Source organism: Affinibrenneria salicis (assembly GCF_008710095.1).
Map to the genome: position 1 here is coordinate 311545 of NZ_VYKJ01000001.1, position 21236 is coordinate 332780.

General features: G+C 56.7%; 18 protein-coding genes and 1 other annotated feature. Of the genes, 6 read left to right on the forward strand and 12 right to left on the reverse strand.

All coding sequences use genetic code 11. From position 1 onward, the window contains the following. Positions 1-27: 27 nt before the first annotated feature. Positions 28-1950, reverse strand: coding sequence for a molecular chaperone DnaK (gene dnaK, locus FJU30_RS01360; protein ID WP_150433641.1), 1923 nt, complete (start codon positions 1948-1950; stop codon positions 28-30). Between the two features lie 448 nt (positions 1951-2398). Between dnaK and satP the strand changes: the two genes are divergently transcribed. Then, positions 2399-2977: an acetate uptake transporter gene (gene satP, locus FJU30_RS01365; RefSeq protein WP_150433642.1), complete on the forward strand. Its 579-nt coding sequence runs from the start codon at positions 2399-2401 to the stop codon at positions 2975-2977. Positions 2978-3038: 61 nt separating this feature from the next. Here the strand turns inward: satP and FJU30_RS01370 are convergent, their stop codons facing one another. Together FJU30_RS01370 and mog are read right to left on the reverse strand one after the other, a co-directional pair. Then, positions 3039-4391, reverse strand: a complete 1353-nt coding sequence (locus FJU30_RS01370) for an MFS transporter (protein WP_150433643.1) — start codon at positions 4389-4391, stop codon at positions 3039-3041. 121 nt (positions 4392-4512) lie between these two features. Continuing rightward, positions 4513-5106, reverse strand: a complete 594-nt coding sequence (gene mog / locus FJU30_RS01375; protein WP_150433644.1) for a molybdopterin adenylyltransferase — start codon at positions 5104-5106, stop codon at positions 4513-4515. Between the two features lie 366 nt (positions 5107-5472). Between mog and FJU30_RS01380 the strand changes: the two genes are divergently transcribed. Further along, the gene (locus tag FJU30_RS01380) at positions 5473-6501 is read left to right on the forward strand and encodes a GGDEF domain-containing protein (RefSeq protein ID WP_223881492.1); all 1029 of its coding nucleotides are present in this window, start codon (positions 5473-5475) and stop codon (positions 6499-6501) included. Positions 6502-6569: 68 nt separating this feature from the next. Here FJU30_RS01380 and tal read toward each other — a convergent pair whose 3' ends face one another. Further along, entirely contained in the window at positions 6570-7523 is a 954-nt protein-coding gene (gene tal, locus FJU30_RS01385; RefSeq protein ID WP_150433646.1) for a transaldolase, read from the reverse strand. A 215-nt stretch (positions 7524-7738) separates the two neighbouring features. On the opposite strand from tal, the gene yaaA reads away from it, so the two are divergent. Then, the gene (gene yaaA / locus FJU30_RS01390; protein ID WP_150433647.1) at positions 7739-8512 is read left to right on the forward strand and encodes a peroxide stress protein YaaA; all 774 of its coding nucleotides are present in this window, start codon (positions 7739-7741) and stop codon (positions 8510-8512) included. 72 nt (positions 8513-8584) lie between these two features. Here the strand turns inward: yaaA and thrC are convergent, their stop codons facing one another. The 5 genes from thrC to FJU30_RS01415 all read right to left on the reverse strand — a co-directional run bounded on the left by thrC (position 8585) and on the right by FJU30_RS01415 (position 16063). After that, a complete protein-coding gene (gene thrC / locus FJU30_RS01395) occupies positions 8585-9874 on the reverse strand; it encodes a threonine synthase (RefSeq protein ID WP_150433648.1) in 1290 nt (429 codons plus the stop codon). A gap of 3 nt (positions 9875-9877) precedes the next feature. Next, the gene (thrB, locus tag FJU30_RS01400) at positions 9878-10807 is read right to left on the reverse strand and encodes a homoserine kinase (protein WP_150433649.1); all 930 of its coding nucleotides are present in this window, start codon (positions 10805-10807) and stop codon (positions 9878-9880) included. 4 nt (positions 10808-10811) lie between these two features. Continuing rightward, a complete protein-coding gene (gene thrA, locus FJU30_RS01405) occupies positions 10812-13271 on the reverse strand; it encodes a bifunctional aspartate kinase/homoserine dehydrogenase I (protein WP_150433650.1) in 2460 nt (819 codons plus the stop codon). A 105-nt stretch (positions 13272-13376) separates the two neighbouring features. Then, positions 13377-13497 (reverse strand) — a sequence feature (Thr leader region). Positions 13498-13700: 203 nt separating this feature from the next. Then, positions 13701-14402, reverse strand: a complete 702-nt coding sequence (locus FJU30_RS01410) for a tRNA/rRNA methyltransferase (protein ID WP_150433651.1) — start codon at positions 14400-14402, stop codon at positions 13701-13703. A 206-nt stretch (positions 14403-14608) separates the two neighbouring features. Then, positions 14609-16063: an FAD-dependent oxidoreductase gene (locus FJU30_RS01415; protein ID WP_150433652.1), complete on the reverse strand. Its 1455-nt coding sequence runs from the start codon at positions 16061-16063 to the stop codon at positions 14609-14611. A gap of 1136 nt (positions 16064-17199) precedes the next feature. On the opposite strand from FJU30_RS01415, the gene arcA reads away from it, so the two are divergent. Beyond that, positions 17200-17916 carry a two-component system response regulator ArcA gene (gene arcA, locus FJU30_RS01420; RefSeq protein WP_150433653.1) on the forward strand — a complete coding sequence of 239 codons (717 nt, stop codon included), beginning with the start codon at positions 17200-17202 and terminating at the stop codon, positions 17914-17916. Positions 17917-18007: 91 nt separating this feature from the next. Here the strand turns inward: arcA and creA are convergent, their stop codons facing one another. Continuing rightward, positions 18008-18484: a protein CreA gene (creA, locus tag FJU30_RS01425; protein WP_395858501.1), complete on the reverse strand. Its 477-nt coding sequence runs from the start codon at positions 18482-18484 to the stop codon at positions 18008-18010. A gap of 204 nt (positions 18485-18688) precedes the next feature. On the opposite strand from creA, the gene robA reads away from it, so the two are divergent. Further along, positions 18689-19552, forward strand: a complete 864-nt coding sequence (gene robA, locus FJU30_RS01430) for an MDR efflux pump AcrAB transcriptional activator RobA (protein WP_150433654.1) — start codon at positions 18689-18691, stop codon at positions 19550-19552. On the opposite strand, the gene gpmB is transcribed toward robA, so the two are convergent. Next, entirely contained in the window at positions 19553-20200 is a 648-nt protein-coding gene (gene gpmB, locus FJU30_RS01435; RefSeq protein WP_150433655.1) for a 2,3-diphosphoglycerate-dependent phosphoglycerate mutase GpmB, read from the reverse strand. It abuts the gene before it with no gap. Positions 20201-20252: 52 nt separating this feature from the next. On the opposite strand from gpmB, the gene yjjX reads away from it, so the two are divergent. Continuing rightward, entirely contained in the window at positions 20253-20789 is a 537-nt protein-coding gene (gene yjjX / locus FJU30_RS01440) for an inosine/xanthosine triphosphatase (RefSeq protein ID WP_150433656.1), read from the forward strand. Here yjjX and trpR read toward each other — a convergent pair. Beyond that, positions 20786-21154, reverse strand: a complete 369-nt coding sequence (gene trpR, locus FJU30_RS01445; RefSeq protein WP_150433657.1) for a trp operon repressor — start codon at positions 21152-21154, stop codon at positions 20786-20788. The genes yjjX and trpR overlap by 4 nt on opposite strands. Positions 21155-21236 lie beyond the last annotated feature (82 nt).

Here is a 21236-nt window from a genome sequence, read left to right on the forward strand (position 1 = left end):
ACCGCTACTGCGCCCGCCTAAGGGCGATTATTTTTTATCTTTGACTTCTTCGAACTCGGCATCGACGACGTCGTCGTCTTTACGCGCGGCATCGTCCGCAGATGCGTCGGCGCCGCCGGCCGCACCGGCCTGGGCCTGCTGCTGAGACACTTCCAGCAGTTTAGCGGAGGCCTGAACCAGCGCTTCGATCTTCGCTTCGATATCGGCTTTATCTTCGCCTTTCAGCGAACCTTCCAGCGCGCTCAGCGCACTCTCGATTGCGGCCTTGTCGTCGGCGGCCAGTTTGTCGCCCGCTTCCTCCAGCTGCTTACGCGTACCGTGCAGCAGATGGTCGCCCTGGTTGCGCGTTTGCACCAGCTCTTCAAACTTACGGTCCGCTTCGGCGTTCGCTTCGGCGTCACGCACCATCTTCTGAATTTCGTCCTCATTCAAACCGGAAGACGCCTTGATGGTGATGTTCTGCTCGCGGCCGCTGTTTTTGTCTTTGGCCGAAACGTGCAGGATACCGTCCGCATCGATGTCGAAAGTCACTTCAACCTGCGGCATACCGCGCGGCGCGGGCTGAATACCGTCCAGGTTAAACTGCCCCAGCGATTTGTTGTCGTGCGCACGTTTACGTTCACCCTGCAGCACGTGGATCGTTACCGCAGACTGATTGTCTTCCGCCGTAGAGAACACCTGACTGTGTTTCGTCGGGATAGTGGTGTTCTTGGCAATCAGCGGAGTCATTACGCCGCCCATGGTTTCAATACCCAGCGACAGCGGGGTAACGTCCAGCAACAGAACGTCTTTCACGTCGCCGGACAGCACGCCGCCCTGAACGGCTGCGCCGATAGCCACGGCTTCGTCCGGGTTAACGTCTTTACGCGGTTCTTTACCGAAGAAGTCGGCGACTTTCTTCTGCACCAGCGGCATACGCGTCTGACCGCCGACCAGGATAACGTCGTTGATATCGGAAACGGACAGACCGGCATCCTTCAGCGCCACTTTCAGCGGCTCGACGGAACGGTTTACCAGATCCTCAACCAGCGATTCCAGTTTGGCGCGCGTTACCTTAATGTTCAGATGTTTCGGACCCGAAGCGTCAGCCGTGATGTACGGCAGGTTGACGTCGGTCTGCTGCGCGGAAGACAGCTCAATCTTCGCTTTCTCGGCCGCTTCTTTCAAACGCTGCATAGCCAGCGGGTCGTTGCGCAGGTCAAAGCCCTGCTCTTTCTTGAACTCGTCAACCAGGTAGTTGATCAAACGGCTGTCGAAGTCTTCCCCGCCCAGGTGGGTATCACCATTGGTGGCCAGCACTTCAAAGGTTTTTTCGCCGTCCACTTCATCGATTTCGATGATGGAGATATCGAACGTACCGCCGCCGAGGTCATAGACAGCAATGGTGCGGTTGCCCATTTCTTTATCCAGACCGTAAGCCAGCGCCGCCGCCGTAGGTTCGTTAATGATACGTTTGACTTCCAGGCCCGCGATGCGGCCGGCGTCTTTGGTCGCCTGACGCTGCGCGTCGTTAAAGTAGGCCGGTACGGTAATAACCGCTTCGGTCACCGCTTCGCCCAGATAATCTTCCGCCGTTTTCTTCATTTTTTTCAGCACTTCAGCTGAAATCTGCGGCGGAGCCATTTTCTGATCTTTCACTTCCAGCCAGGCGTCGCCGTTATCTGCCCCAACGATTTTGTACGGCATGATATTAGCATCGCGCTGCACTTCTTCGTCCTGGAAACGACGGCCAATCAGACGTTTGATAGCGAACAGCGTGTTTTGCGGGTTAGTCACAGCCTGACGTTTAGCCGGTTGGCCGACCAGAATTTCACCATCCTGCGTATAAGCAATAATAGAAGGCGTGGTACGATCGCCTTCGCTGTTTTCCAGTACCTTGACCTGCGTACCGTCCATAATCGCTACACAAGAGTTGGTTGTACCTAAGTCGATACCAATAATCTTACCCATCTAAACATCTCCACTAAAAAGTCGCATTCGGTGTGGTGGTTTAACCTACTATGAGGACGAAAAAACGCTTTTCAACTCTCTGCTTCACGCTTTTTCATCGGCCAAACCGCCTGGTTGAGAATAAGATGGGGTCACTCCCGGCCGCATCAAGGGGGAGAGGTAAAAAAAATTCTGTTAAATCTCCTTTGCTATCAATTTATTCCTGCCGGCCATATTGTTTCCTTTTTCGCCGCCCGATATGATGCCGCGCTCGCCGGAATACAGGGGAAAATCGCCCCGTGATCATGCGGGCAATAGCGTCTTTTACCCCCGACAGATTTCCGGTTGAGAAAGGCGAGCGGCATCGGACGCGGAGCATAGGCAAGCGACCGGCGGCCGGGCGCGGCCTGCGGCCAGAAGGAGGAGGGGCATACAACAAAAATGATTAATCTGTTATCGCAGAGGATTTATGCACACCAACACGCTGGCAAACCCAGGTCCGCTCGGGCTCATGGGGTTCGGGATGACCACGGTACTCCTTAACCTGCACAACGCGGGCTTTTTCCCCCTTTCGGCCATCATTCTCAGTATGGGTATCTTTTACGGCGGAATTGCACAAATTCTGGCCGGCATGCTGGAATATAAGAAAGGCAATACGTTCGGCGCGACCGCCTTTACCTCTTACGGCGCGTTCTGGCTGACGCTGGTCGCCATTCTGATCCTGCCGCGCGTCGGGCTGGCCGAGGCCAGCGACGGTCGCTTCCTCGGCGTTTTCCTTGCGCTGTGGGGCGTGTTCACGCTGTTTATGTTTTTCGGCACCCTGCGCGCCAGCCGGGCGCTGCAGTTTGTCTTCGCCAGCCTGGTAGTGCTGTTCGCCTTACTGGCGATCGGAAACTTTACCGCCAACCACGCGCTGCTGGTGTTTGCCGGCTACGAAGGCATTATCTGCGGCGCCAGCGCCATCTATTTAGCGATGGCCGAACTGCTGAACGAACAGGCGGGCCGCACCGTCCTGCCGATCGGCGCGCCGTCCGGTTCCAGTCACTGAACCCGGAGCGGCAGGCGGCCTTGTCCGCCTGCCCTGCGCCCCGCCCCGCGCCGGCGCGCGTTCACACGCCGGCTGACGACGGCACTTCGCCGCTCGGCTGATGCTCCGCATAGCAACTTTCCTGCTGCAGGCAGACGCCCAGCGCAAACCCCATAGCCGCCAGCGCCAGAATATAAAACGCCGGCGCCATCGGCGTCACCGCCATAATCAGCGTGACAGAGATGGGCGTCAGGCCGCCAAAAATGGCATAGGAAAGATTATAGGAGAACGAAATGCCGGAAAAACGCACCTCTGCCGGGAAAGAACGCACCATGACATAAGGCACCACGCCCACCACGCCGACGCTGAACCCCGCCAGCGCATAGCCGGGAAACAGCCAGCCGGGTTCATTGGCCGCAATGTAATAAAACCCCGAACAGCAGAGGGCCAGCAGCGCGCAGCCAAACATCAGCGTACGGCCGGCGCCAATACGATCGGCCGCGTACCCCGCGACCATGCAGCCGACGACGAGCGCAATGATCGCCAGACAGTTGGCCTGCAGCGCCATTGCCGCGGAGATGCCATGCAGCTTTTGCAAATAGACCGGCGCCATCAGGATCACCACCACAATACCCGCCGACAGCAACCAGGTCAGCAACATTGAGATCAACACCGCTTTTTTATGGTTAACCATCACCGCTTTCAACGGCAGCTCTTTCGCCAGCGCTTTGCGCGCCTTCATTTCAACAAAGATCGGCGTTTCCTGCAGCCAGCGCCGCAAATACATCGCCGTCAGGCCAAAGATTCCGCCGATAAAAAACGGGATGCGCCAGCCGCCGTCCTGCATTTGCTGCGGGGTCAACACACTGTTCAATAAAGTTGCCACAAGCGAGCCGAGCAAGATGCCCAGCGTCAGTCCGGCGGTCAGCGTCGCGCAGGCAAAACCGATACGCGCGCGCGGCACATGCTCGGCTACGAACACCCAGGCGCCGGGCACCTCCCCGCCGATAGCCGCCCCCTGCAGCACACGCATCAGCAGCAGCAACAGCGGCGCCGCGATACCGATGGACGCGTAGGTCGGCAACATCCCCATCGCCAGCGTGGGCAGCGCCATCAACAGAATACTCAGGCTGAACATTTTCTTACGCCCTACCCGATCGCCGAAGTGCGCCATGATGATGCCGCCCAGCGGCCGCACCAGATAACCGGCGGCAAAGATGCCGAAGGTTTGCGCCTGGCGCAGCCATTCCGGAATATTCGGCGGAAAAAACAGATCGCCGATCGCCACGGCGAAAAAGACGAAGATAATAAAATCATAGAACTCGAGCGCACCGCCGAGGGCGGCCAGAGAGAGCGTCTTATAATCCTGGCGGTTTAACCGCCGTGGAGCGCCCTGAGCGGGGGCGGGAGCAGAGGGAAAAGATTCGCGAGCCATAAATTACCGTTTTAACGCCAGAGTGTACCGACAAAAAATTGCCGCCATGTGTAAAAATAAAATTACTATAGCGGCAAATTTTCCACACACCAGAGAAGCTGAATCTTATGGCAGAAATGGTTTAACTTTGGTTTTTTATTTCGCGTATTGCATTTTTAGGGCGAAAAGCTGCTACCACGGCCGGATCGGTTTCCACATAAGGCCCCTCAAGCAGTTGAATGCAGTACGGCACGCTGGCAAAAATGCCGGCGACGATCACGTTGCCGTTTTCGTCGCGTACCCCGCTCAGCGTTTCCTGAATCGACTTCGGCTGGCCGGGCAGATTAAGGATCAGCGCCTGTTTGCGGATCACCCCGACCTGACGCGATAAAATCGACGTGGGAACGAAGTGCAGGCCGATCTGGCGCATCTGTTCGCCGAACCCCGGCATCAGCCGATCGGCCACCGCCAGGGTAGCGTCCGGCGTCACGTCGCGTCGCGCCGGGCCGGTTCCGCCGGTGGTCAATACCAGATAACAGCCCATCTCATCCACCAGCTCACACAACGTCTGCTCAATCAATGGCTGCTCATCCGGCACCAGCCGCACTTCCACCTCATAGGGCGTGGTCAACGCGGATGCCAGCCATGCCTGCAATGCCGGGATACCTTTATCCTGATACACACCGCTGGATGCACGATCGGAAACCGACACCAGCCCAATTCGCAATATATTCATACAGAGGCTCTCTACTCAGACATGGCCAGGGAAAGGTCAGTTTACCAGAAACCCCGGCCGAATCGCCCAGGGCACCCCACCTTCTTGCAGCGGTCGTCCATTCCGCCGGAAGAAGCGCATTCGATCGGTTCGGCCAGAGTAAAAGGCCAACGGCGTCAATTTTCGCCCCTTACTGGCACCATAAAAATTTGCTTTAGGGCATAAGTAAGCCGAGCGTTCGCGAGTCGAAAGATGGTAGAATAAGTAAAACTCTATTTTTATTTTATCTCCTGCTATTGATTAAGGTTGTTTCGCCCGGGAAGTTGTCGCATGAATGCCATTAACTATAAAATACTAAAATTATTTGCCCATCCGGGCTCTGCCTCTGTGTTATTCGGCATTTTCTCGCTGCTATTAACGACCATTGTTATTCACCAGACGCAATCCTATGACTGGCAGACAGAACGGAAGAATCTGGCTGAAACCATTGATGTGTATAAGTCTTACAATGCCGGCAGCAGCGTGACGGAAAACGAAAAGGAATACCGTTCAGGCAACTATTTATATTCCCGCGTGGCCACCTTTGCTTTTAATACCCGGAATACCACCACCGAATGTATTAATCGTTTATCAGAACTAAACCTTTCATTTAACAATATGGAAATCATTCGCATTTGCCAGAATAAACTACCGGCAATCGGCGAATTTGGCGCAAAGGGCAAACTGATCACCATCTTTCCCATATTGTCCGAAACCGATATCCTGACCGGCGTACGCGTCAGGACGACCAGCCAGTTGGATAAACCCACGCTGCTCACCACTCTGTCGACGGCCAATTCGCTGGGCATGGTGCTGTGCGTGGTCTTGCTATCGGCCATTCTGGGCAGCCTGTTGTCGATTCTGGCCAAAAAATATCTGATTGAATTGCCCACTACCGCCCGCTATGACGAACTCACGGGTTTCCTGCGCCGGGAAGCCTTTTTCACCGCCGCCAGCAAGGTGCTGCACCTGGCGAATTTCACCGGTAAGCCGGTTTGTGTCATTTTGATTGATATCGACCACTTCAAAAAAATTAACGATACGCTCGGACACAGCGGCGGCGACGTTGCGCTACAGGCCATCGCCGCGCAACTGCATCACTCTTTTCGTAAAGCGGATATTTTCGGCCGTATCGGCGGCGATGAGTTCGCGGTGGTTCTGCCGGAAACGCCGCTGGACCAGGCGTGGAACGTCGCCGAGCGCGCCAGAAACGCAATTAACGCCATGGATACCTCGACGCTGGCGGACCTCAAACTGTCGGTCAGTATCGGGCTGGTTGAATATCAGTCCGGGAAAGAGGGGCTGCTACAGGTTATTAACCGCGCCGATGAAAAGCTGTATTGCGCGAAGAAGGCCAGAAACAGCGTTTATAAATAGCCGGTATGTTTATAAATAGCCGGTATAAAAAACGCAGGCCGGCGGCCTGCGTTTAAACTGGCCGCCGGTTACAGCAGGCCGGCGATCACTTTTTCCAGCTTTTCCTGGTCAACGGCAAATTTTCGAATCCCTTCGGCCAGCTTATCCACCGCCATCGGATCCTGATTGTGCTGCCAGTAGAACTGCGCTTCCGTCAGTTTTTCCGGCCGCGCCTGCACATCGCCGGAGAAAGACAGCTTGCGCTCAATGCTGCCCGCGCTCTCCGCCAGCTCTTTCAGCAGGCCGGGAGCGATAGTCAGGCGATCGCAACCCGCCAGCTCCAGAATCTCGCCGACGTTGCGGAAGCTGGCGCCCATCACTACCGTGTCGTAACCGTGCTGTTTGTAATAGTGATAAATTTCGCTCACGGAAATCACGCCCGGATCTTCCTGCGGGGCAAACTCTTTCTTATCGCCATTCGCTTTATGCCAGTCCAGAATACGGCCGACAAACGGAGAAATCAGGAAAACGCCCGCTTCCGCGCAGGCGCGCGCCTGGGCGAAGGAAAACAGCAGCGTCAGGTTACAGTTAATGCCTTCTTTTTCCAGTTGTTCGGCGGCGCGGATACCCTGCCAGGTGGACGCCAGCTTAATCAGGATGCGATCGTTGCTGATGCCGGCCGCGTTATACAGACTAATCAGTCGTTTAGCTTTGGCTACGCTGGCGGTGGTATCGTAAGAGAGACGCGCGTCGACTTCGGTAGAGATACGGCCGGGGATCAACTTCAGAATTTCCAGACCGATATTCACGGCCAGTTTGTCCGTTGCGTCCACGATCTGCTGAGCGTGGTCGCTGCTTTGCTCACGCGCCCAGGCAACGGCCTCGTCAATCAGTCGACGATATTCAGGAATTTGCGCAGCGTTCAGGATCAGGGAGGGGTTGGTCGTAGCGTCTTGCGGCTGGTACAGTTTCATGGCCGCTATATCGCCGGTATCAGCCACGACCGTGGTGTATTGTCGCAGGGAAGTAAGTTTATCCGTCATGTTGTCATTTCTCATTGTTAGTGCATGAAAACGGTTTGGTACGCGCAGGGCGCAGGCATCAGCTGGTTACATGAATTTGCGCCTGCAATTGATAATAACACGCGAAAACAGCGGTGCAAGGCAGCCTTTTCCTGTTATATCCATCGCCGCTTTCTTTACGCTTTTTTGCTACAGTAACCCTTATTAATCGCGCAAAAACGACAGGATACGCACCGATGCTGATCACCCTTTCCCCGGCTAAAACGCTGGACTACGCCAGCCCGCTCGCCACGCAACGCTATACCCAGCCCGAGCTGCTGGAGCAGTCCAGCCAGCTGATCGCGCGCTGCCGGCAACTGACGCCGGAACGTATCGCTTCACTCATGCATATCAGCGATAAACTGGCCGGACTGAACGCCGCTCGCTTCGCCGACTGGCACGCCGATTTCACGCCGGACAACGCGCGTCAGGCGCTGCTGGCGTTCAAAGGCGATGTATACACCGGTCTGGCCGCAGAGGATTTCGACGAAGAGGATTTCGATTTCGCCCAGCGCCATCTGCGTATGCTGTCCGGTCTGTATGGCGTGCTGCGTCCGCTGGATTTAATGCAGCCCTACCGACTGGAGATGGGCATTAAGCTGGATAATCCCGGCGGCAAGGATCTATACAGTTTCTGGGGCGCCACCCTGACGCATAAACTTAATCAGGCGCTGGAGCAGCAGGGCGACGATATCCTGGTTAATCTGGCCTCGGACGAGTACTTCAGGGCGATAAAAGTGGACAAGCTGGCCGCCACGCTGATTAAACCGGTATTTATGGATGAGAAGAACGGCAAATTTAAAGTCATCAGTTTCTACGCAAAGAAAGCGCGCGGCATGATGAGCCGTTTTATTATTAAAAACCGGCTGACGCAGGTGGAGCAACTGAAAGATTTCGATCTGGAGGGCTACTTCTTCGATCAGGACGCCTCGTCCGCCAGCGAACTGGTATTTAAACGACACGAACAGTAGGGCACGGACTCTGAGCCGGCAAGCCTCTGAACGCCGGGGTTGCCGCCGTCATCGACGGCACCCCCGGTAACATTACGCCGGCAATCCCATCAGCAGCTTACGCAACTGCGCGAAATCGGCCGGCAGATCGTGGGACAACAACGGCAGTTCGGCCCGCTGAGCCAGCGCGTCCGGCAGCGGCAGGGTCTTGCCGAGGATGGCCTCTACGCTTTCCTTAAACTTCGCCGGATGCGCCGTGCCGAGGAACAGACCGAATTCGCCCGGCTGTAGTTGATCGCGCAGCAGACGATAAGCGATGGCGGCATGCGGTTCGGACGTGTAGCCCAGCCCTTCCAGCTCGCGCATCGTCTGTTTCGTCGTCTCATCGCTCACCGCGCCGAAGCCCAGCGTTTTCAACTGCCAGTTTTTACGGCTGAACAGCTCTTCCACCCGCGGCCAGTTATTCGGCTGGCTGACGTCCATGGCGTTGGACAGCGTGGCGACCGTTTTGCCCGGCTGCCATTCGCCGCTGGTCAGATAACGCGGCACGGTGTCGTTGGCGTTGGTGGCGGCGATAAAGCGCTTGATCGGCAGACCGAGCGATTTCGCCAGCAGGCCGGCGGTCAGGTCGCCGAAGTTGCCGCTGGGCACAGAAACCACCAGCTGACGACGCTCTTCCTGCGGCAGTTGCGCCACCGCTTCAAAGTAGTAGCAAATCTGCGCCAGCAGCCGGCTGATGTTGATTGAGTTGGCCGAATTCAGCCCCAGAGCCTGCTTCAGCTCTTCATCATCAAACGCCTGTTTCACCAGCGCCTGGCAGGCATCGAAGTCGCTGTCGATCGCTACGGTGTGGATATTGCCGCCCAGCGTACAGAACAATTTTTCCTGCAGCGGGCTGATCTTGCCGCGCGGATAGAGGATCACCACGCGGACATTTTTCAGTCCGTAGAACGCGTGGGCCACCGCGGCGCCGGTGTCGCCGGAGGTGGCAGTCAGGATCGTCACCTTGCGGTCGCCGGCGACTTCCGCCAGCATCTGCGCCATAAAACGGCCGCCGAAATCTTTGAACGCCAGCGTCGGCCCGTGGAACAGCTCCAGCGCGGCAATATCTTCGCTCACAGGAACCACCGGCGCAGGGAAGGCGAAGGCGGCGCTCACCCGACGCTGCACGACTTCGGCAGAAATTTCGTCGCCGATATAAGCCGACAGAATACGGCTGCTGCGGCTGACGAAATCCTGCCGCAGCAGGTCATCGATCTCCGCCGCGTCGAATTCAGGCAGCGCCTGCGGGAAAAAGAGTCCCTGCTTACGCCCCAGGCCCTGCTTAATCGCCTGCGCAAAGCTCACCTGTTCGCTATGATCTTTTAAGTTATACAATTTCATGTGTTATCCCAGTTGTCGCGCGCCTGCGGTATCCAGACGACAAATATGAACAAAACCTTCATCATTTTGCAGATAATTCGACTGCAGCCAGTCCGCCATGCGCCGGGCGGTGTCGCCGTCATCGCAAACGGCGAACAGCGTCGGGCCGGAGCCGGAAATGCCGCACGCCAACGCGCCGATATCCTGCGCCGCCTGGCGCGCTTCGGCAAAGCCGGGCAGCAGACGGGTGCGATAAGGTTCCGCGATCACATCGGTCATCAGTTTCGCCGCCAGACGCGGCTGACCGGTATGGCAGGCGTGAATAAAGCCGGCCAGATAGCGGCCGTGACTGATGCAGTCATGGCGCACATACTGCGCCGGCAGGATGGCCCGCGCTTCGGCGGTCGACACCTTGATGCCGGGATAAGCCATTACCCACAGCCAGTCGTCAAAGGCGGGAACCGGCTGGCTGATAATGCCGTCCTCCTCCAGAATCAACTGCAGCCCGCCCAGAAAACAGGGCGCGACATTGTCATAATGCACGCTGCCGGAAATACGCCCTTCCAGCTCGCCCATCAGCGCCAGCAGACGGGTATCGTCCAGCGGCTTGCCGCAGAACTCATTCATCGCCATTAACCCGGCCACGACGGAACAGGCGCTGGAGCCCAGCCCCGAACCGATCGGCATGTTCTTTTCCAGCAACATGGCGACCGGTACTTCCCGGCCAATCTCCTGGCAGAAACGCTGCCAGCACTGCCAGACAATATTTTGTTGCGGATCGGTCGGCAGCTTACTGACAAAACGACCGGCGTTTTGCAGACTAAAACTGTCGGCGGCCGAAACCGTCACGCAGTCGCCCAGCAGCGTGCCGTCTACCGGCGAAACAGCCGCACCCAGCACATCAAACCCAACGCTAACGTTGCCGATTGAAGCCGGTGCATACACCTTAACCATATAATTAAACTCCCAACTTCCATGACAGCGTACGTAATAAATCCGCGAATACGCCGGCCGCGGTCACGTCATTACCGGCGCCATAGCCGCGCAACACCAGCGGCAGCGGCTGATAATAACGGCTATAGAAAGCCAGCGCATTCTCGCCGTCCTTCACTTTATTCAGCGGATCGTTACCGCCTACCGCGCTAATCTGCACTTTGCAGCGCCCTTCTTCGATCGCGCCGACATAACGCAATACCTTGCCTTCGCTGCGCGCCAGTTCAACCCGGCGCGCGAACTCATCGTCCAGCGACGGCAGGCGATTCATGAACGTCTCCACATCGCCGGACGCATCGAAACTGGACGGCAGCACGGACTCGACGTCGATATCGTCGAGCTCCAGCTTATAACCCGACTCGCGCGCCAGAATCAGCAGCTTGCGCGCCACGTCCATTCCCGACAGGTCGTCGCGCGGATCGGGCTCGGTGTAACCATTTTTCTTCGCCTGCTGCGTCGCTTCAGACAGCGACAGCCCCTCGTCCAGCTTACCGAAAATAAACGAAAGCGAGCCAGACAAAATGCCGCTGAATCGAATCAGCTCATCACCGGCGTTCAACAGATTCTGCAGGTTCTCAATCACCGGCAGGCCGGCGCCGACATTAGTATCGTACAGGAAACGGCGGTGTGATTTCGCCGCCGCGCCGCGAATCTGCTGATAAAAATTCATCGAACCGGTGTTGGCCTTCTTATTCGGCGTCACCACGTGGAAGCCGTCGGCAAGAAAATCCGCATACTGATCGGCGACCGCCTGGCTTGAGGTACAGTCGACAATCACCGGGTTCAACAGATGATAATCTTTCACCAGGCGAATCAGACGGCCGAGGTTGAACGGTTCATCCGCCTTCTCCAGCCCGGTCTGCCAGTTATCCAGATCAATGCCGTTGATATTGGTCAGCATGGCTTTGGAATTCGCAATGCCGCAGACGCGCAGGTCGATATGCTTCTGTTTTAACCAGTGCTGCTGGCGATGAATCTGTTCCAGCAGCGCGCCGCCGACGCCGCCGACGCCGATCACAAACACTTCCAGCACCTGATCGGTATTAAACAGCATCTGGTGCGCGGCGCGCACGCCGGTCGTCGCCACCTCATTGGCCACCACGACGGAGATCGAACGCTCGGATGACCCCTGGGCGATCGCCACGATATTAATGTTGGCGCTGGCCAGCGCCGAGAACAGGCGGGCGGACAGGCCGCGCAGCGTACGCATACCGTCGCCGACCACCGAGATAATCGCCAGCCGCTCCATCACGTCCAGCGGTTCCAGCAGCCCTTCTTTCAGTTCCAGATAGAATTCATCTTCCAGCGTTTTTCTGGCGCGCGCCAGATCGTTCTGCGGAACGCAGAAACTGATGCTGTATTCAGAAGAGGACTGGGTAATCAGCACCACCGAAATGCCGGCGCCGGACATCGCGGCAAACACGCGCGACGCCATGCCGACCATTCCCTTCATACCCGGCCCGGATACGTTGAACATCGCCATGTTGTTCAGATTGGTAATCCCCTTCACCGGGTTAGCGGTGTCGCTGCTGTCTTTACCGATCAGCGTGCCGGGCGCCTGAGGGTTGGCGGTGTTCTTGATAAGGCAGGGGATCTGGAACTGAGCGATGGGAGCGATAGTGCGGGGGTGGAGGACTTTGGCGCCGAAGTAAGAGAGTTCCATCGCCTCCTGATAGGACATCGACTTCAGCAGTCTGGCGTCCGGCACCTGACGCGGGTCGCAGGTATAAACGCCGTCGACGTCGGTCCATATCTCACAGCAGTCGGCGCGCAGGCAGGCGGCCAGCACGGCGGCGGAATAGTCGGAACCGTTGCGCCCCAACACCACCAGTTCGCCCTTATCGTTGCCGGCGGTAAAACCGGCCATCAGAATAACGTGGTCGGACGGGATGGCGCTGTCGCGAATGCGGCGGGTCGATTCGGCAATATCGACCGTGGATTCAAGGTAGTGCCCCTGCGCCAGCAGTTTTTCCACCGGGTTGATGACCGATACCTGATAGCCGCGCGCCTGGAACAGCGCCTCCATGATGGCGATCGACAGTTTCTCGCCCCGGCAGATAATGCTGGCGTTGACGCTATCCGGGCATTGCCCCAGCAGCGAGATACCGTGCAGAACCTGTTTCAACTGGGCGAATTCCTGTTCGACCACCGCCTTCAGGCGATCGAGAGCGAAGCCCGGCTGAGCCTCGGCCAGCCCCTGCAGCAGCGAAGAGAAAATGGTTTCCGCGTCCTGCAGATGGGGGAAAATATCCTGACCGGCGACCGTTTTATCGATCATTGCCACCAGATGGTTGGTGATTTTTGCCGGCGCCGATAAGACGGTGGCAACCTGCCCCTGACGCGCATTACTTTCGATAATGTCGGCAACGTGCATAAAACGTTGCGCATTTGCCACCGAAGTCCCGCCAAATTTCAACACTCGCATTTTTCATTTCTCTCCTGAATTTTTTTGCCGACAAAAACGCCGGGAGCGCTTTTGAACGCCGCTTACCGCGGCTTAATAAGGCGGCGGGCAAGGGAGCGCCCACCATAAAAAAAAACCCGCACTGTTCAGGTGCGGGCTTTTTTTAATTTTTTCTTTACGCGTCAGCCCGCACCGTTACCTGTCGTACCGGTGGTAATAATAATGATGGTGGTCATCAGGCTGAAAAGAGGCATGCTATGCATTGAGTCTCACGTTAAAAAAATTCCCGCCCTATTGGTTAAAGCAATCGCAGCATGAAGTCAATGGATTTCTGTTTTTTTCTGTCGGCGCGCCAAAACGCCGAAAATCCATCATTCACCACCAAAATGAGATTTCACAGGAATAAACGCCAAAATATTAATACGGGCAAAATTATTAACCAGCGCCGAATTATTTTTCGCTATCTTTTTCCGCCAACGCCTTTTCCGCATCGTGCAGCAAGGTATGCAGCATTGCGGTGTCGCGCTGCTCGAGCCAGCCTAAGCGCTGTTGTAGCCAGTCACGCAATTTTTCATCATCGGCGACCTGCAAACTGACCAGCAAACGGTCGACCCGCTGCCGGAGCGCAGCCAGTTGTCCAGGCTGCGCTTCGGCGACGGCAGGCGCGGCCGACTGCACCAGGCTCGCGAGCTGGTAGCAGTATACCATCACCGCCTGCCCCAGATTAAGCGAGGGATAGTCGGCCTGCATCGGCACGCCGGTCAATATATCGGCCAGCGCCAGCTCGTCATTGGTTAAACCGCTATCCTCGCGGCCGAACACCAGCGCAGCGCGGTTAATCCAGCGACGTTTTTCCTCCAGCATGCCGCCCAGCTCGGGCGGCGTGCAGAAATAGTGAAAATGCGCCCGGCTGCGCGCCGTAGTGGCGATAGTGAAATCGACATCGTGCAGCGCGGCCGACAGCGAGGGGAAGGTGACGGCGCCGTCAAGAATATCGCCGGAGCCATGCGCCACCCAGCGCGCGGCCGGCTGTTGATGCGCCAGACTGTCCACGATGCGCAATTCGGCAAACCCCATCGTTTTCATCGCCCTTGCCGCCGCGCCAACATTTTCAGGCCGCGCCGGGGACACCAGAATGATACAAAACCGCATAATACTCTCCAAAATCTGACCGATACGCGGCTGGCCGCGCCAGCGCCGCGCGCCGACGGCGCAAGCGGTCAGGATCCCAGAGTATTCGTCGGCCCGCAAGGCATGCGTATCGGCAACCGGCAAAGAGCGCTCAGGGCGAAGCGCGGCGCCGGTTGTCGGCCGGGGAGACTCGCACGCGGTCGGCCGCCTTTGGTGCGACGTATCGTTCAGCGCCGGCGAGCGGAGTATGGAGGCGCGGGCCGCCATTCATCGCCCAGCAGTTCAGGCTCGTTATAATCGACAATCCGCCGATAATGATATTCACGATCTTCGACATACAGCTGCGCCGCGATCGCCTGCGCCAGACGTCGGGCGCCGACCGAAAGACCGGGAATCAATCCCACCACATACCCATTGCTCAGATACGCGGGATAGCTAAAACAGTGAATGCGATCCAGCCCCTGCGGCGCTGACGAGCTCTTCGGCCGCAGCGAAAAATCCTCATTCAGATACGGATATTGCGCCAGTTGGTCGTTATATTGCGTCTCCGGCGGCCGAAAGGCATCGCGCCAGAGCATGATCTGTCCCGCCAGCGCCCGATATTCCGGGCACTGCGACCAGTCCAGCCGGTAACCGGTGGCAAGAATCACAAAATCTACCGGAAACGCGCCTTTCGGCGTATGTAACGTTACTCCGTTTTCCTCCTGCTGCGCCCGCAAAACCGGGCAGGCGAAATTAAACCAGGCATTGGCATGACGCGCGACCCGCAGCGTACTGCCGCGCGGCGGCGGAATCTGTTCGCTGGCGATATAGTGCGCCAGTCGCCATTTCCACTCATCCGGCAGCGAATAATAGCCCTGCTCCAGCCCTGGGCTGCCGGCCCCTTTATTTTTATTCACGCGCGGAAAATCCGCCCGGCGAATCAGCAATTCCACCGCCCCGGCGCCGGCCTCCAGCGCGGTCGCCGCCGTATCCATCGCGGCGGCGCTGCCGCCGACCACCGCCACGCGCCGCCCGTTCAGCGCGCTGTAATCGATGGGATCGGCGGCGTGGGCCCAGTAACGTCGATCCAGCGCCGTCACAAAGTCCGGGATGGCCGCGCCGCCAAACGCCGTCATCCCGACCGCCAGGACGACTTTTCGCGCCAGCACCGTCTGCCGTTGCCCGGCATGGCGCAGATCCAGTTGCACCACGCCATCATCGCGCGGCAGCAGGTTTACCAGCTCATGTTCATTGCGCACATCCAGCGCCAGCACCCGGCGATACCAGCGCAAATAATCCGCCCATTGTAAGCGCGGAATTTTGTCCAGTCTCTCCCAGGCCTGACGGCCAAACTGCGCTTCATACCAGGCGCGGAACGTCAGGGACGGCAGATCCAGCGCCGGCCCGGTCAGCTGTTTGGGAGAACGCAGCGTTTCCATCAGCGCCGTGGTAGTCCAGGGGCCTTCATCATCTTTACGGGCGCGGTCATAAAGCACCGCGTCAATCCCCGCCAGACGCAGCGCCAGAGCGGTAGCCATTCCGGCCATGCCGGCGCCGATGATAACCACATCCTGCACGCGGCCGGCAGGATGCGTTTTCTGTGCGCCACCGGTCGTCGGCAGCGCCAGCCATGCTAAATCCTGATGCAGTCGTTGCTCTAAGGCCAGGAGTCCAATCGGGGTTTCATTACGATATGCCATAGCGATTATTCTTACTCATAAAGGTTTCCGTACCGCAGCGACGATCACTTTCGCGGCGGCGGCAAATTACGCCAATCGATGTGAAGTCCGCTGGCCTGCTCACCGGCATTATCCGCCGGGGCAATCTGAGAGGGGTCGGGAATCATCTGACGGACCATGATTAAATCAGCGGCACGCCCCGTCAATGCAAGACCGCTCAACGCCAACGCCATCACATTAACGATGCGCCACAAAATCCATCATTGCCGGCTCCATCTAACTAAAAAGCAAGGTTAATAGCCCGTCTGACGACACGCAAAATCAATGCCAGTTAACGTTATCCGATGGAAAGGAAGAGCCTAAATATCGTTTGCGAATAGCTTATAATTTTACATTCACGCATAAAAACAGTGATAACCGCTTATGCACAGAATGAAATTAGCTCGCTAATAAATGAATATCCGTCGACTCAGAGCGACGAGATAATCACATAAAATTCAAATAGATAAAATAACACCATTGAAAAAAGCGCGAAAAACGACCACGAAGGGAGGTCTGGCGGCCGGGAGAAGGCGCGCGGGATAAATGGCAACCTAAAAGACACGATAAATTAACAAAATGGTCGACAATATTGCCAGCGAGATGCCGCCGGCGCATCAATATGGTTTATTCGTCGGAAATTCAATTTAACTGTCTAATAAAAACAATAAATATCAAGATATTAAATTATCTATATTGCTCTTTTTTCGAAATAAACATCAAGTCAGTTAACCATGCTGAATCGTTCAGGAAAACATTAAATTGTGACTTAAGCTGGCAATCTTATAAGTGTTTTTCACAAAATAGTTAACGTGGTACAATTAAATTTGATATATGTCAACAGAACCGTAGATTTGTTAGCAGGCAAAATCAGGCTTTACTGTTATGTCGCTGTTAATAAGGTTAAACTATGCGCCAATTCGAGTTCTGTTTAAACCTCATCACAATCTGGCGCCGGCACGATCCGCGACAGAGAGAACGTTCCTCAGGAACGCATTTATACGTACTTTAGTCAGACGGCAGGCGGAATGGCGAACGGCACCGCGGAAGCGCCTGAGATAACAACGACTTCTGTACTTCCGGTTTCTAATATTAGTTGGCAATTTTAGGTAGCAAACATGCAGACCCCGCACATTCTTATTGTCGAAGACGAGTTAGTGACTCGCAATACCCTCAAAAGTATTTTTGAAGCCGAGGGATACGTTGTTCACGAGGCCAATGACGGTGCAGAAATGCATCAGATTTTGTCTGAGAACGACATTAACCTGGTTATTATGGACATCAACCTGCCGGGTAAAAACGGCCTGTTGCTGGCACGCGAACTGCGCGAGCAGGCCAGCGTTGCGCTGATGTTCCTGACCGGCAGGGATAATGAAGTCGATAAAATCCTCGGTCTGGAAATCGGCGCAGATGACTATATCACCAAGCCCTTCAATCCGCGTGAACTGACTATCCGCGCCCGCAACCTGCTGTCGCGCACCATGAATCTCGGCAGCGTGAGCGAAGAGCGCCGCCTGGTGGAAAGCTATCGCTTCAACGGCTGGGAATTGGATATCAACAGCCGTTCGCTGGTCGGCCCTACCGGCGAGCAGTATAAACTGCCGCGCAGCGAGTTCCGAGCCATGCTGCATTTCTGCGAGAACCCGGGCAAAATCCAGACACGCGCCGAACTGCTGAAGAAAATGACCGGCCGAGAACTGAAACCGCACGACCGTACGGTAGACGTCACGATCCGACGTATTCGTAAGCATTTCGAATCGACGCCGGATACGCCGGAAATCATCGCCACCATTCACGGCGAAGGCTACCGTTTCTGCGGCGAACTGGAAGACTAAACCACCCGCCGCCGGCGTCCTGTCTATTCACCGTCAGAACGCCGGCCGGCGCCGAACGCGATAGCGATCGGCGCGATGATGTCGCCCGCGATCAGCGAGTCCAGGGCATGATCGGCACCGCGCTCAACGCGTTTTTCGGCGAACCGTCCACCAGACGATCGGAATAAGTCAGATAGACCAGCGCATTGCGTTGCCCATCGTAGAAACGCACCACCTGCAGTTTCTTAAACACCAGCGATGTCCGTTTCTGAAACACCACGCTGCCCTCTTCCTTACCGGCTTTGATGCGTTCATTCAGTTCGATCGGCCCGACCTGCTGGCAGGAAATAGCCGCATCCGCCGTGTCCTCGGCCAGACCCAGCCCGCCCTTGATGCCGCCGGTTTTAGCCCGGCTGATGTAGCAGGTCACGTTTTTGACTTCAGGATCGTCAAAAGCCTCCACCACAATTTTGTGGTCCGGCCCAAGCAGTTTAAATACGGTATCCACCGAGCCGATCTCTTCGGCCTGCGCGAAAGAGGCAGATAGCCCCAGTAAGCAGAACCCCATAAACCACGTTTTCTTTATCATTGATACCTTATCCTTAATCAATCGCATCTGGCGGCGGAGGCCGGCCAGGCTCGTCGGGTTCACAAAGAAAGAATAACGGAACAAAATGTTACAAACCTTAACCTTTGTGAAACTGAATCAATCTAAAGCAGTACCCCAGTCAAAAAATTGCTATTATGTGCAAAGAAACTTTTGGTGCACCGTTTGTTCTGCTGAGGAAGATCTATGGATCAAGCCAGTATTATACGAGATTTACTTAACTGGCTGGAAAGCCATCTGAACCAACCTTTATCTCTGGACAATGTGGCCGCAAAAGCAGGATATTCCAAGTGGCATTTGCAAAGAATGTTTAAGGATGTCACTAACCATTCCATCGGCTCCTATATTCGCGCACGCCGCCTGACCAAGGCCGCCGTCGCCCTATGTCTGACCAGCCGCCCGATTCTGGATATCGCCCTGCAGTATCGTTTCGACTCGCAGCAAACCTTCACTCGCGCCTTCAAAAAGCAGTTCGCTCAGACGCCGGCGTCCTATCGCCGCGCCGATGACTGGAACACCGCCGGGATTCATCCGCCGATTCGCCTTGGAGAGTTTACCCTGCCCCAGCCGGAGTTTATCACGCTGCCGGATATCCGGCTGGTGGGCGTGACGCAGACCTACAACTGCACGCTGGAACAGATCTGTAATTTCCGTACCGATATCCGCATTCAGTACTGGAAGCAGTATCTCGGCAATCCTAAAACGTTGCCGCCCACGCTGTACGGCCTGCATCATTCGCGCCCGGGCAAAGAACAGGATGAGCATGAGGTGCTGTACACCACGGCGGTAGAGCCTGAATACCTGTCGGACGATATACTGCCCGGCCACGATGTCGTCCTGCCCGGCGGCGATTACGCGCTCTTTGTCTACGAAGGGGAAACCGACGGCCTGCAGGACTTCATTATTTCGCTGTACGATACCTGCCTGCCCACGTTTCAGCTTACGCGCCGCAAAGGCTATGACGCCGAACGCTTCCATCCGCAGCACACCCCGGACGGCAGCCCGCCCGAGCGTATCCGCTGCGAATACCTCATCCCGGTCCGCCGCTGATTAACGCTGCAATTCGTCCAGCGCCGGAGCGTCCAGATGGGAAACATCTCCGGCCGTTTCCACCACCCAGCCTGAGGCCAGCCAGGGACTCTGCTGGTGATCCAGCCGCGACAGCGAGCAGTTGCGCAGCCGCAGCCGCCGCTCGGCCCAGGCCGGCAAACCGAGGACGGTGCCGACCAGACAGCCCAGCGCGATACCATGGCTGACCAGCAGCGGGCGGCTGTCCGCCGGCAGTTCAAGGCAGCTATCCAGCGCCGCGCGCATACGCTGCGCCAGCTCGCTCAGCGATTCCCCTTGCGGGATTCGTCCGTCGGGCGTACCGTCAACCAGTTGCTTGCGCCACGCCTCTTCTTCGCCGTTCAGCGAATCGATATAGCGCGTCTCCAGCACGCCCATATCCAGTTCGCGCAGGCGGGCATCGACGGTCACCGGACACGAACAGGCTTGAGCGATAATGGCGGCGGTCTGACGCGTCCGCCCCAGATCGCTGGTGATAATGTGCGTAATGCCGAGGGATTTTGCTCGCTGGCCGACCAGAGCGGCCTGATGCTCGCCGTTCGCCGTCAATAAACTGTCCGACTGCCCCTGAATACGTCGAGCCGCATTCCATTCCGTTTCGCCGTGGCGAACAAGATAGACCTGTAACATGGTGATTTTCCGTTATACTGCGTCAAATTAACTAATAGAGTGCGAACCTGTTATGTATCACGTCGTCGCTACAACTACCAATCCGGCAAAAATTAAGGCGATTACCTTAGCATTCTCCGACGTCTACGGCGCGGACAACTGCCGCATCGAAAGTGTGGATGTCGACAGCGGCGTGCCTAATCAGCCACTGGGCTCCGTCGAAACCCGCACCGGCGCCCGCAACCGGGTCATGATGGCTCGACAGGTACGGCCGGAGGCCCATTTTTGGGTCGGCGTCGAAGCCGGCATTGAAGAAGGAATGACGTTCGCCTGGATGGTGATCGAAAATGCCCACCAACGCGGCGAGTCTCGCTCCGCCAGCCTTATTCTGCCAGAAATTATCTTACAGGGGATCCAGCAGGGGCGCGAATTAGGCGATGAAATGGCGCAGTTGACCGGCCTCAGCGATATCAGCCGGCGCGGCGGCGCAATCGGCGTGTTTACCAACGGACGCCTGTCGCGCACCAGCGTGTATCATCAGGCGCTGCTGCTGGCGCTGGTGCCGTTCCATAATGCGGTTTATCAGCCGGCGCCGGTCAAAATCAGCTAACGCGACGAGTCCGAATCTGGGCCCGGATCCAAATCCACAGGCTCTTGCGTCAACAGGTGCGTCTCCAGCCAGTTTTTCAACTCTGGCGGCGCCGATTTCAGGCTATTTGAGCCGCGGGTAATGGTGGCGATCCCCGCGCCCAGGTAATTCTTCAGTTCGCGCTGGCTCATTTCCCCACGCATCAATTCCTGAATAATCCGCACCCGGGTGCCCAGCGCGGCGCGCTCATCCGCCGTCAGCAACAGCTGCAGCAGCGGATAGTTCAGATCGTCAGCAACTGACTGACGCAGCAGCGTCATAAAATGCTGCCAGTCTTCATTCGCCTGGTCCGAAAGCGCGGGATCGAAAAGTGATAACGGTGTCATAACAGGCTGCCATACTCTTTAACTAGTACGGCAGCATAACACAGATCGCCGGCGCGTCACGATGACCCGCCCGGCCGCCGGG